At 64.5% G+C, this 11,999-nt stretch carries 11 protein-coding genes; all 11 read left to right on the top strand.

The annotated features are described in order from the left end of the window. Positions 1–14: 14 nt before the first annotated feature. Positions 15–491, top strand: coding sequence for a hypothetical protein (locus QMX83_RS08570; RefSeq protein ID WP_282296214.1), 477 nt, complete (start codon positions 15–17; stop codon positions 489–491). Between the two features lie 234 nt (positions 492–725). After that, on the top strand, positions 726–1,253 hold the full coding sequence (locus QMX83_RS08565) for a hypothetical protein (RefSeq protein ID WP_125361681.1): 528 nt from the start codon (positions 726–728) through the stop codon (positions 1,251–1,253). 1 nt (position 1,254) lies between these two features. Beyond that, complete coding sequence (locus tag QMX83_RS08560; protein ID WP_282296213.1) at positions 1,255–1,485, top strand: hypothetical protein; 231 nt, start codon at positions 1,255–1,257, stop codon at positions 1,483–1,485. 181 nt (positions 1,486–1,666) lie between these two features. Next, positions 1,667–4,078: a DUF5906 domain-containing protein gene (locus tag QMX83_RS08555; protein ID WP_282296212.1), complete on the top strand. Its 2,412-nt coding sequence runs from the start codon at positions 1,667–1,669 to the stop codon at positions 4,076–4,078. A gap of 360 nt (positions 4,079–4,438) precedes the next feature. Beyond that, a complete protein-coding gene (locus QMX83_RS08550; RefSeq protein WP_282296211.1) occupies positions 4,439–5,107 on the top strand; it encodes a hypothetical protein in 669 nt (222 codons plus the stop codon). Beyond that, positions 5,104–7,071: a phage terminase large subunit family protein gene (locus QMX83_RS08545; protein ID WP_282296210.1), complete on the top strand. Its 1,968-nt coding sequence runs from the start codon at positions 5,104–5,106 to the stop codon at positions 7,069–7,071. Before QMX83_RS08550 ends, QMX83_RS08545 begins: the two co-directional genes overlap by 4 nt. Next, on the top strand, positions 7,071–7,403 hold the full coding sequence (locus QMX83_RS08540) for a hypothetical protein (RefSeq protein ID WP_282296209.1): 333 nt from the start codon (positions 7,071–7,073) through the stop codon (positions 7,401–7,403). Before QMX83_RS08545 ends, QMX83_RS08540 begins: the two co-directional genes overlap by 1 nt. 92 nt (positions 7,404–7,495) lie before the next feature. Beyond that, the gene (locus QMX83_RS08535) at positions 7,496–7,711 is read left to right on the top strand and encodes a DUF6148 family protein (protein WP_282296208.1); all 216 of its coding nucleotides are present in this window, start codon (positions 7,496–7,498) and stop codon (positions 7,709–7,711) included. Further along, the gene (locus QMX83_RS08530) at positions 7,711–9,243 is read left to right on the top strand and encodes a phage portal protein (protein WP_282296207.1); all 1,533 of its coding nucleotides are present in this window, start codon (positions 7,711–7,713) and stop codon (positions 9,241–9,243) included. The genes QMX83_RS08535 and QMX83_RS08530 overlap by 1 nt, the downstream gene beginning before the upstream one ends. 2 nt (positions 9,244–9,245) lie before the next feature. Continuing rightward, a complete protein-coding gene (locus tag QMX83_RS08525; protein WP_282296206.1) occupies positions 9,246–11,480 on the top strand; it encodes a ClpP-like prohead protease/major capsid protein fusion protein in 2,235 nt (744 codons plus the stop codon). A 70-nt stretch (positions 11,481–11,550) separates the two neighbouring features. Beyond that, positions 11,551–11,916: a DUF2190 family protein gene (locus QMX83_RS08520; RefSeq protein WP_282296205.1), complete on the top strand. Its 366-nt coding sequence runs from the start codon at positions 11,551–11,553 to the stop codon at positions 11,914–11,916. Positions 11,917–11,999: the final 83 nt, after the last annotated feature.

The raw sequence follows: 11,999 nt of genomic DNA, 5'->3' as shown, positions 1-11,999 counted from the left end.
CTAATGTGGGTTCCATGGACCTACTGACCTACATCGCGGATATGAGCCGACGGGTCGCACTCGCTGAAGCGTGCGGCACCAGCCCGGAGTACCTGTGGCAGATCGCCAGCCGTTGGAGGGGGAAGCGTCCGAGCCCCGAGCTGGCCGCCACCATCGAGCGGGAGACGGAGCGCCTTGGCCCGGAGCGGGTTTCCAAGGAGCCGCTGATCTTCGGGCCATCCGCGAAGACTGATCGTCAGGCCGTGGGGGCGATAGTCGATAGCCGCATGAGCAAGCGCGCGCTGCGCGCCCGGCTGGGCCTGAGCAGCGATGCGCACTTGGCGAAGGTGCTGGGCGTGCCGGTGGCCGATGTCGCTGCTTGGCCGGATGAGGGGGCCGTACCGGAACTGCCGCAGGTGCTCAAGCTCTTGGGTACCCATGAAGTGCCCGCTGCGTCTGATCAAGCCTTGGATCCTGATGCCGGTCGCATCGTCGGAGTGGACGCTGCATGACTGTCCTTCGTCACCAACGTCAGCTTGGTACCGCGCTCGCGGCGCGCAGGACCCTGAAGCGGCGCGAACAAAACAGCCTCCACGCCTCCTATTCCTTTCCGGGCGCAGTAGGCGCGAAGGGCGGTAAACCGCATTGGGCGCTCAAATCCGATCAGTTCGCTCATGGCTGCCATCGTGCAGCCGGGTCGAGCACGAGAGAACGATGAAACGAGTTGCCTCTCAGGGGATAGCTGCATGACGTGTGCACGTTCGGATATCTACTGGCGCGACGCGGCCTACAACGCCGTCTCGCGCATGCCCGGCAGCGTCAACGCTGCCGCCGCCTACCTGACCAAGCGTCGGGGTGCCGCCATCAAGGGTGAGTCCCTGCGCAAGAAGCTGCGCGGCCTGGAGGGCGAATCGCTCTCGATGGAAATGATGGAGATGCTCACCGACTGGATGGTGGAGCAGGCGGCTGGCACGTCGGTGGCCACCGACTGGATACTGTCCCTGGCCGCCCAGTTCAACCTGACCATCGACCACGTGCCCGTCGCTCCCGATGCGGTGGCCGATGAGATCGCCGCGATCCGCGACAAGCTGCTGCATGTGTCCAAGTTCTGCGGGCAGCTGTCCGCCGTGGCCCTGGACGTACTGCAGGACGACAAGGTCACCCTGGAAGAGGCTGATCGGATGCTCGATGCGTTGCAGGATCTGCGCTCCATGTGTCACCGCATCGAGCGCAACCTGCGTCGCGCCTTGAAGAAGAGCAGAGCACGGGCATGACATGGTCACCTATCGTGCGCCCCGGGCACCACGTGCACACGGCAAGCGCATCGTCAGCGCAGCAGCACGACGCGAGATCGAACGGATCGAACAACTGCTGTCGGGTGCCGAGCAAGGCCCGGTCGGTGATGCCGCACTGGCCGAACGAGAGCGCACGTGGGCGGCGCTGGATTCTGTGGAGCAGAGGCAATGTTCCCTGCAGCTGGAGGTCTGCGGCGATGGCGAGCCCTGATCGCGCCCCTCCCCCCCAGGGAGCAATGGAAACGCGGTCGCGTCGATTCAGTTCGGTCGCGCCTTCGAGGCTGAACGTCGAACCTGAACGAGCGCCGGTCGATGGGTCCTCCTGGGCCATGCGTTTTGCGGGTGATCAAGCGCGCACTGCTCGGGTACACAGCGGCTCTGGAACTTACTGAATGTCTGCCAATTACACTGATGTGCTTGGCCAGCTGACCGCAGCTGGCCTGCTGATCGACACCCTGGACACCAGCGGGCGCATGGTGCGCTGCCGGGTCGAGGGATCCCGCGAGCGCCGCGGCTGGTACGTGCTGCATGAGCTCAACACCAGCAGCGGCGACACCCTGGTCGTCGGCACCTTCGGGGTCTGGCACGGCAACGACAACGGGGCGCAGAAGGTCGAGCTGCACAAGCGCGACAGCGCTTTCAGCCAGGAGCAGCGCGAGGCACTCAAGCGCCGGCTGGCCGAAGACCGTCGCCGTGCAGAAGCGGCGCGCCTGGAGCAGAACCGGCGCGCGGCCGCGCGTGCGACGGCCGCCTGGAACAAGGCGCTGCCGGAAGGCGAGGCGGACTACCTGATCGACAAGGCGGTGCAGGCATTTGGGCTGCGCTATGGCCGCAGCGGCGTGGCGCTGGTCCCGCTGCTGGATCCCAATGGTTCCGTGCACGGCCTGCAGGTACTGCGCAGTGTCAAGCAGGCCAAGGCCAGCAACAAGCCGGCCAAGGAATTCTGGCCGCCTGGGCTGGCCAAGAAGGGTCACTTCCACCTGATCGGCGGCACGCCGCAGTGGATCCTGCTGGTGGCCGAAGGCTATGCCACCGCGTCCACCCTGCACATGGCGACCGGCTACCCGGTGGCCGTGGCCTTCGATGCCGGCAACCTGATGCCGGTCGCTGCATCCTTGGCAAAGCGCTATCGCAGCGCCAAGGTGCTGGTCTGCGGCGATGACGACGTGCTGCAGAAGTGCCGGCGCTGCAAGTCGCGCCTGGTGCTGGCCGTCGCCCCGGAGATCTGCCCGACCTGCGGCGAATCGCACGGCGCATCCAATGCCGGCCTGCTCGGCGCGGAAGCGGCGGCGATGGACGTGGGCGGCGCGGTGTTGTTGCCCAGCTTCGCCGACGAAGAAAACCGGCGCGAGCGCTTCATCGACACCGGCCGCAAGATCAGCGACTTCAATGACCTGCACGTGCTCGAAGGTCTGCACGTCGTACGCAGCCAGGTCGAGGCCCGCATCACGGAGCTTTCGTGGCGACCCCGCACCGAAACTCGCAGCGCGTCCATCACCACCACCGGGGACGGGGGCAAAGCCAAGCTCAAGCCCATCGATTCGCTGGACGAACTGCTGGAGCGCTTTGCGCTGGTGTACGGGCAGGGCGGTACGGTGTTCGACCACAAAGAGCACATGCTGATGGCCTTGGCCGACATGGGCCATGCCTGCGTTCGCCGCGAGCTGCACCGGGCGTGGATGGAACACCCGGGCCGATCCATCGTGCGCGTGCGAGAGGTCGACTTCGACCCGTCGGGCACGAAGGAAGGCGTCACCTGCAACCTGTTCGCCGGCTGGCCGACCACGCCCAAGGCCGGCGAGTGCTCCAAGCTGCTGCACCTGCTCTGGCACATGTGCGGCAACGAGTCCAACCAGAAGGCCCTCTACGACTGGGTCCTGAAGTGGCTGGCGTACCCGTTGCAGCACCCCGGGGCCAAGATGAAGAGCACCATCGTGATCCACGGCCCGCAGGGCACCGGCAAGAACATGTTCTTCGATGAGTACATGAAGCTGTTCGGGGACTACGGGCGGGTGCTGGACCAGGCCGCGCTGGAAGACAAGTTCAACGACTGGGCCAGCCGCAAGCTGTTTCTGCTGGCCGACGAAGTGGTCGCCCGCACCGAGGTGTACCACCTCAAGAACAAGCTCAAGGCGCTGATTACTGGCGACCGCATCCGCATCAACCCCAAGAACATCCAGGCCTACGAGGAGGACAACCACGCCAACCTGGTGTTCCTGTCCAACGAGGCCATGCCGGTCGTGCTCGAAGAAGACGACCGCCGGCACGCGGTGATCTGGACACCGGACAAGCTCACAGAAGAGTTCTACTTAGAGGCGCTGGAAGAGATCCACAACGGCGGCACCGCCGCCTTGCACGACTACCTGTTGCGGCTGGACCTGACCGGGTTCACCAACGGCACCAATCCGCCGATGACCGATGCCAAGCGCGAGCTGATCGGTCTGAGCCAGGACAGCCCGCAGCGGTTTCTGGATGAGCTCTATGGCAACGACATCCCGGGCGTGAAGCCAAGGCCGGCGCTGTCCAAGGAGTGGTATGAGCTCTACAAGGTCTGGTGCAACAAGGAGGGGGTGCGTCCTGCGCCTAATCCCAAGTTCGTCAACGCCCTGGTGCGCAAGCGACAGATCCTCCACCCGGATCGGGCGCGCAAGCGCTACATCGTGGGCCAGAACACCCTGGGCCCGCACGGGTTTTTGATGCTGGGGCCGACCAAGCCGGAGGACGACCGCAGCGAGCAGGCCTTCCTGGGCGAAGAGTTGGTGGCGTTCCGCAATGCTTTCAACGACTACCGGGGGCGCGCATGAGTCGCTCGCCCATAGACGTGCGGGACGTGCGGGACGGTGTGCGGGCATCTGTGCGGGCATTTGGCCTAGTGGCAGTAGGGCTGTGCGGGACGTGCGGGACTGCCCTAACGCACCTGCGCGGGCGTGCGCGTGGCGATGCCCCCACTACCGCCTGCCTGCATGCATGCGCCCGCGCGTATAGGTGCCCGCACGTCCCGCACGTCCCGCACAACGCAGGCGGGGCAAGCGTTTCGAGCCTCTGCGTTCCCGCACGCCACGTCGCACGTCCCGCACTCACGCTTGCACGTCAGGCACCCACGCTCGCGCGCGCGTTTTCTTCTGTCACTGCTCTTTTGAAAAAAATGGAAGGGGAGGCTGTAGATGGCTTCTGAGGACGTACAGGTCACGGGCAAAGAGCTGGCGGTGCTGATCGGCTGTCGGCCGTCCTACATCGTGGAGCTGAAGAAGAAGGGCCGCCTGGTCAGCGCTGAAGACGGCAAGGGCTACCTGCGCGACGCCTCCCTGGCGCTGTACGCCCAGACCCAGGATCCGGCCTATAGCGCCGTCGCCGCCCGCCATGCGCAGGCGCGGGGTTCTTCGCTGGCGGGGGCGGGGGACGGGGGCGTCACCGACGCAGGCTCTGACGCTGAAGAGCTGGACGCAGACGCAGACGCGGATGGCGAAGGCGAGGGCGAGGGCGAGGGCGAGGGCGAGGGCAGGGAGGGCTCGCCTGCTCCTGCGACCCCCGATGCCAAGCGCAAGGCCAAGGCGCTAGCCGATAAGGCCGAGATCGATGCCAAGGCCGCTGCCCGCGACTATGAGGTCAGCATGGGTAAGCTGCTCGACGCCGCCCAGGTTGAGCACGAGCTGGCCGAGGCGGCCACCGCGATTCGCGTGGAACTGGAGCGCATGGCGGACACCCTTGCACCGCAGCTGGCCGCCACCAGCGATGAGGCCCGCTGCCGCGAGCTGATCTGGAACGAGGTCAGCCACGCCCTGGAAGAGATGAGCCGGGGCTTCCGCGTGGCGGCATCGGCGGTGGCCGAATGACCGCCCAGGCTCGCCTCCACACCGTGCTCGCCCGCTCGCTGCAGCCGCGCCGGCCGCTGACCGTCTCCCAGTGGTGCGATGAGCACATGCGCCTGTCCACCAAGGGCAGCAGCAAGGCCGGCCGCTGGGTGACCGACCGCAATCCGCCGCTGCGCGAGCCGATGGACAACATGTCTGCGCGCAGTCCGGTGCACGACCAGGCCTGCATGTTCCCAATCCAGTTCGGCAAGAGCCAGATCGCCACCAATTCCATCGCCTACTGGATGGACTACGCGCCGGCCCCGATCATGTACGCGCTGCCGGGCGAGGCATCCATGAACAAGTGGGTGAACCAGAAGCTCAACCCGATGATCGAGGTGTGCAAGGCAGTGCGCAAAGCCCTGAGCAGCACCGCCAGCCGCGACAGCTCCAACCAGCGCACCTTTAAGGACTTTGCCGGTGGCCAGCTTTACGTGGAGCACATGGGCAGCCCACAGCGCCTCAAATCCACGACCGTGAAGAACCTGGTGGTCGATGAGATCGACGAAGCCCCGCAGGTGCTGCTGACCGGCGATGACCCGGTCAAGATGCTGGACGGGCGTACTTCCTCTTTCCCGACCACCTACAAGCGGCTCTACATCAGCACGCCGGGCATCACGGGACTAAGCCGCATCGCGAAGCTGTACGAAAAGTCGGATCAACGCCGTTACCACCTGCCGTGCCCGCACTGTGGCCACTTCCAGCACCTGCAGTGGAGTGGGCTGCATTGGTCGCCCGATGCCAAACATGCGTGGTACGCCTGTAGCGAGTGCGGTGCATGTATCGAAGAGCACCACAAGGCCGACATGATCGCGGCCGGCCGCTGGGTGCCTGCCAACCCGGACTCACCCATTCGCGGATACCACATCAACTGCCTGTACTACCAGTTTGGTCTGGGGCCGCGCTGGATCGACTTGGTGCGCGAGTGGCTGGATGCGCAGAACGATCCGGCCTCGCTGAAGACCTTCGTCAACGACCGTCTGGCCGAGACGTGGGAAGACCCCAAGATGCGGGCGGTCAAGCACAACGTCATTGCCGACCGCGCCGAGGGCTACCGGCTGCGCCACGCGCCGCGCGGCGTGCTGGCCATCACCGTGGGGGTGGATACCCAGGACAACCGCCTGGCGGTTCACGTGGTGGGCTGGGGGCGGGGGATGACCGCCTGGACGCTGGACTATGTCGAGCTGCCCGGAGATCCAGCCGAGGAAGACGTGTGGGTGGCGCTGACGGATCTGCTCAATCGTCCCATCGAACGCGAGGATGGGGTGCAGCTGCGCCCCTCGGCCACGGCTATCGATGCCGGCGGCCACCGCACCGAGGCGGTGAAGAATTACGTGCGCCAGCGCAAGATCACCCGCGTGATGTGCATCTTCGGTGCGGTGCCCAACAACGCGCCCATCCTGTCCAAGGGCAAGCTGGCGGACGTGACGTGGAAGGATCGGACCGACAAGCGGGGGATCACGATTCATCACGTGGGCACCGTGGCGGCAAAGCATTACCTCTATAGTCGGTTGGCCGCTGATGCCGAACGGCAGGCCGAAGCGCGGCTGGTGCGCTTCAGCGATGAGCTGCCGCAGGAGTTCTTCCCCGGATTGGTGTCGGAGGTCTACAACCCGGTCAAGAACCGGTTCGAGAAGCGGGTCACGCGCAATGAACCGCTCGACACATGGGTATACGCCTATGCCGCTGCGCATCACGCGGAGGTGCGTCTGCACCGATTCACCAAGTCCGACTGGGACGTCTTGGAGGCAAAGTTGGCAGCAACAGTTGCAAGCGCGGGTGCGGATTCCCGTGGAACACACGCGGTTGCCCAGAGCAGTCATGGCGATGCGCAAGGGCATAGCACTATGGATTCCCGTGGAACAGGCGGTCAGCGGCCGGCGCATAGTGGCTTCAGTGCGCGGCCGCGCAGCGCAGGTTTCGGGCGTGACGGATGGGGGCTGTAATGGCAAAACGGCGCGAAACCCGTGACGAACTTCGGGAGCGCATTCTGGCGGCGATGCTCGCGGACATCGGTATCAGTGAGCGTATGGCCCAGCCTTTTGTAGACTCCGTTATGCAGTGCTTCGCGGGCGAACAACCGTACTTTCCTGCGGTGCAGAAGACCTATCCGGTGGACTTGATTCGCGCGGAACTGATGAAGGGGATTCCCGTGAAACACGTTATGAGACAGTTCGACGTGTCGCGCTCCAAGCTCCACGCACTGTTCCCAGGAGGCCTCCCAAAGCCGGAAAGTGCGAACGTGTCCGCCGGCTCAATGAATGTGGAGACAAATTAGTTTCCGCGCGTTGAGAAATCAGCAACTTAAAGGCGTCCCTGTCCTCGACTTTATTGAAGTGCTGGACAGGCCACCCTCTAGCCTATGCAGTCATGAAGACTGCTCAACAAATGCTGGATGCCTACATTGCCGCCGAGCAGGCTGTTCTACTCGGACAGACCTATCGTTTCGGTGAGCGACAGCTGACGCGAGCAGACCTGGCTGAGATCCGCGCAGGTCGAAAGGAGTGGCAGGCGGCAGTCACGCGGGCCGCGAGCGGTGGCCGGCGCGCGCGTTGGGCCAATGCTGATTTCGGTGGTACTACCTGATGTCGTCCGCGCTTACCGCGAAAACACGACTGGCGGCTGCGCTCAGTACCGACCGCGCGGTTGCAACTGCGCGCGCGCAGCTCGCCCCCGTTCTGGCGCGTGCGCATGAGGTCACCCGTCCGTCGCGCAATCGGAAGCTTGCCCGCGACTGGGGCAGCGGTAATGCCATCGCGGGCATGGATGCTCGCCAGTTACGCGACCAAGCACGCCACCTTGAGCGCGATCTGGATCTGGCCGATAACGCCCTGAATGTGTTGGTGCAGAACACTGTCGGCTCCGGCATCGATGTCTTGTCAGCGCCTCGCCTGCCAGGTCAGGCCATCAATCGCGAGCTTGCTCTGCAGCTGGATGAGCTTTGGGACGAATGGTGGGATGCCCCTGAAGTCACGGGTACTCACGACTACGGCATGTGCCAGCAGTTGCTGGCTCGAAGTTGTTTCCGCGACGGAGACTCCTTCTACCAGGACCTGATCGGTCCGGTGCAGTATCTGGAGCACGGCACTGGCGTTCCCTACAGCATTGAGATGCTGGAGGCTGATCTTGTCCCGTTGGACTTCAACGATCCGGCGCGGAACATCAGCCAGGGCGTCGAATGCAATGCGTGGGGCAAGCCAATTGCCTACCACGTATTCAAGCGTCATCCGGGCGACCCGACCGGGAATCGCACCGAGACCAAGCGTGTGCCGGCCGAGTTCATGCACCGAATTGCCCTGGTCAAACGACTGCACCAGGTGCGCGGGTTGAGTGTTTTCGCCAGCGCGATGTCGCGATTTGAGGACGTGAAGGACTACGAAGAGTCCGAGCGCATCGCGGCCAAGGTCGCCGCATCCATGACCTTCCAAATCAAGAAGGGATCGGGTGAGGCCTACGCCGGTGACTTGGGCGGAAACGCCCTGATTCAGGACGGAGTTCCGGTGCGCGAGCTGCGCCTGGCCCCGGGTGCGATCTTTGATGACCTGCTGCCCGGCGAGTCCATTGAGAGCCTCGGTACCGACCGGCCGAATCCGAATGCAGCGACGTGGCGAAAGGAGCAGTTGCGTGCCGCCGCCGGCGGCATTGGCGTTAGCTACTCCAGCCTTTCGCTGGACTACAACGGCACTTACTCGGCACAGCGCCAGGAGCTGGTGGAGAAGTGGGGAAGCTACTTGATGTTGGCTGAGCGCTTTATCGCGCTCAGTGTGCGTCCCCAGCGCGTGCGCTTCGTCCAGGCATGCGTACTGGCCGGACGTGTGAAGCTGCCTCGCGGCTGGACGTTGCGCAACCTGGCGGCATCAACCTACGTGCGGCCGGTCATGCCGTGGATCGACCCACTGAAGGAAGCCTACGCCCGTGGCGAGGCAGAGGATCGCGGCTGGGTTTCGCCGCAGCAGAACACCCTGCAGTACGGCAATAACCCCGCAGAGGTTCTGCGCCAGCGCGAAGACTGGCAAGAACAGAACCGCGACCTGATGCCGCCGGCATCCACCACCAGCGCTGAAGCTCGTGCCCGAGTAGTGGCCTCGCTGCAGCACGATCTTTCGAGGAGCGAATGACTATGCACGCACGCCTGTTGGCTGCTGCCATTGCACGCTGCGTCCGAGCTGACGCAGGAAACAACCCGGAGCTGGGGCCGGCGCTGTACCAGGTAAGGGCCGAAGCCGATACGGCAGAGGTCATGATCTACGGCGCTATCGGCGGATTCTTGTTCGAGGAATCGGTATCGGCCAGTGAGCTTGTGGAGCAGATCGGGCAGATCACCGCGTCCACCATTCACGTCAGGCTGAACAGCGTGGGCGGTGTGGTCGCCGATGGGCTGGCTATCCACAATGCGCTCAAGGCTCATGCGGCGCGCAAGGTCGTGACCGTAGAAGGCCAGGCAGCTTCCATTGCATCCCTGATCCTGCAGGCAGGCGATGAGCGCCGGGTGTATGCCAGCTCGCTGGTGATGGTTCACGCCCCCCGCACCATTGCCGCAGGCAGTGCCACCGCCTTCCGCCAGAACGCTGATGCTCTCGATGCTCATGCCACCGCGATGTTGGAGGCGTACGCAGCCCGTTCCGACCGCCGCGAAGAGATGGAGCGCCTACTCACCGACGATGTGGATCACTGGTACTCCGGCCCGCAAGCGGTCGATGCGGGGTTGGCTGATGTGGTGATCGATGCCGACGGCGGTAACAGCGCTCGCCTGGCTGGCGCATCGGCGGTGGCCATCAGTGGCTACCTCCAGTCCATCGACGGCGCGGCATCGCCGGTCGTCGCTCAGCTGCGGCACCACATTGTCGCGTCCCTTTCTCCCACCGTATTTGCCTCTCTTTCTGAGGTCAGCCAGTCGGCCGTGATCGGCCATATCGAGGATCCCACCATGAACCAGCAGTACCGCCACATCCTCGCCAACGCCGGCCGCTCGACTCCGGCACCGGCAGGCGTCACCACCTCCACGCCGCCGGTCGCCCCCGTTGCGGTGAGTCCGGTACCGGCAGTTGCCGCTGCCGACCCTGTGCAGGCTGCAATGGCCGCGCTGCGTGAGCGGAATACGCAGATCCAGGCGATGGCGACCCCGCACATGGGCAATGCCCAGGTGCGCGAGTATGTCGATGGGGTGATGGCGCAGGCCGACTCCAACGTGACCGCCGACGCAGTGGGTCGCCACATCCTGGCGCTGCTGGCCACCAACGCTGGTCCGCTCAACGGTGGCGCGCAGATCACCGCCGGCACTGATCAGCGCGATCTGACCCGCGCTGCCATGTCCAATGCCATTCAGGCGCGAGCCGGTCTGGAACAGCCGACCGATGGCAACCCGTATCGCGGGATGACCATGACGGAGATTGCGCGCGCTTGTGTGCAAGCCACCGGCACCAATGTCGCCGGCATGGATCGTCTGCAGATCGTTGGCTTGGCCTTCACCCACGGCACTTCGGATTTTCCGTCGCTGCTGGGCGATGCATCGCGGCGCGCCGTGCTGCAGGGCTATCAGGAGGCGGAAGAAAACTTCGACCAGTTCACCCGCGCCGTCAATGTGTCGGACTTCAAACCGACGAACTTGGCCGGTCTGGGTGCCTTCTCCGACCTGGACATCGTGCCGGAGGGTGGTGAGTACAAGCACGGCACCTTCAGCGAGCAGTCGCAGGCAATGAAGATCGTGACCTACGGCAAGCTGTTCACCATCACGCGTCAGGCGATCATCAACGACGAATTGGGCATTTTCGGTGATGTGCCGCGCAAGATGGGTCAGGCAGCGCGGCGTACTCTGGCAAAGGCCGTCTTTGACCTGATCAACAAGAATCCAATTCTGGCCGACGGCAAGCGCTTGTTCAGTGCGGAGCATGGCAACTTGCTGCCGGCGGCGCTGATCAGCACCGCCAGCGTAGGCGCAATGCAGGCCGCAATGCGGCTGCAGAAGGATAAGGAAGGCAATCTTATTCAGGTGCCGATGAAAGGGCTGCTCACCCCCGTGTCGCTCGGACTGCAGGCTCGCGCTGTGCGCGAGGCGGAGTTTGCGGTCGGGTCGGCAACGGGAGACCGCGATCCCAACACCGTCCGCAACACCTTTGACGTGTGGGACCACGGGCGACTGGATGAGAAGGACCCGAAGGCGTGGTACGGCCTGGCCAACCCGTCGTTCGTGGACGGCATCGTGGTGGGCTACTTGGACGGGAACCAGTCCCCGTACCTGGAACAGGAACAAGGCTTCACGGTGGATGGCGTGGCGTGGAAGGTCCGCCTGGACGCTGCGCCGGCCATTGCCGACTACCGGGGCATCTACAAGAACCCGGGCAATCCCCAGGCCTGACCCGTCACTTGAACGGGCGTAGCACCTTCGCTGCGCCCATCACCTTCTATCCTGTTTTGAGGAACGAACCATGAAGAACGCACATCAGGACGGCCGCGTGCTGGATGTGACCCTGACCAGCGACGCCAAGAGCGGCGAATTGGTGGTCGAGGGCAAGCTCGTCGGTGTCGCCGTCACTGACGGCAAGGTCGGCGACCTCATCGCCGTTCACGTTGAAGGCGTGTTCCTGCTGCCCAAGCTTCCTGCGGCGTCTTTCGCCGTCGGCGCATCGGTGAACTGGGATGCTGCCGCGCAGCAGGCGATCTCGGCAGCGGCTGGGGCGGATGAGGTCGCCAACATCGGCTTTGCCGTCAACGCCGCTGACGCCGGTGATCTGAACGTCCACGTTCGCCTGACCCCCGGAACGGCAGAACCCGGCGACGCCGGCGGGGCGTAACAGCTTGGCCGGCATCGCCCACATGCGCCGGGATGGCGTGGGCGATGCCGGCACTCCACTACGGTCAAGGGGATCACAATGAA

The organism is Stenotrophomonas sp. PS02289 (assembly GCF_029960115.1).
Taxonomy (GTDB): domain Bacteria; phylum Pseudomonadota; class Gammaproteobacteria; order Xanthomonadales; family Xanthomonadaceae; genus Stenotrophomonas.
The sequence above is the reverse complement of the archived record's forward strand: the minus strand, read 5'-3'. Positions and strand labels throughout refer to the sequence as shown.

Excerpts from the sequence above, each read along its gene's own strand:
- QMX83_RS08570 (WP_282296214.1), top strand. The coding sequence starts at position 15 with ATGGACCTACTGACCTACATCGCGGATATGAGCCGACGGGTCGCACTC.
- QMX83_RS08565 (WP_125361681.1), top strand. The coding sequence starts at position 726 with ATGACGTGTGCACGTTCGGATATCTACTGGCGCGACGCGGCCTACAAC.
- QMX83_RS08560 (WP_282296213.1), top strand. The coding sequence starts at position 1,255 with ATGGTCACCTATCGTGCGCCCCGGGCACCACGTGCACACGGCAAGCGC.
- QMX83_RS08555 (WP_282296212.1), top strand. The coding sequence starts at position 1,667 with ATGTCTGCCAATTACACTGATGTGCTTGGCCAGCTGACCGCAGCTGGC.
- QMX83_RS08550 (WP_282296211.1), top strand. The coding sequence starts at position 4,439 with ATGGCTTCTGAGGACGTACAGGTCACGGGCAAAGAGCTGGCGGTGCTG.
- QMX83_RS08545 (WP_282296210.1), top strand. The coding sequence starts at position 5,104 with ATGACCGCCCAGGCTCGCCTCCACACCGTGCTCGCCCGCTCGCTGCAG.
- QMX83_RS08540 (WP_282296209.1), top strand. The coding sequence starts at position 7,071 with ATGGCAAAACGGCGCGAAACCCGTGACGAACTTCGGGAGCGCATTCTG.
- QMX83_RS08535 (WP_282296208.1), top strand. The coding sequence starts at position 7,496 with ATGAAGACTGCTCAACAAATGCTGGATGCCTACATTGCCGCCGAGCAG.
- QMX83_RS08530 (WP_282296207.1), top strand. The coding sequence starts at position 7,711 with ATGTCGTCCGCGCTTACCGCGAAAACACGACTGGCGGCTGCGCTCAGT.
- QMX83_RS08525 (WP_282296206.1), top strand. The coding sequence starts at position 9,246 with ATGCACGCACGCCTGTTGGCTGCTGCCATTGCACGCTGCGTCCGAGCT.
- QMX83_RS08520 (WP_282296205.1), top strand. The coding sequence starts at position 11,551 with ATGAAGAACGCACATCAGGACGGCCGCGTGCTGGATGTGACCCTGACC.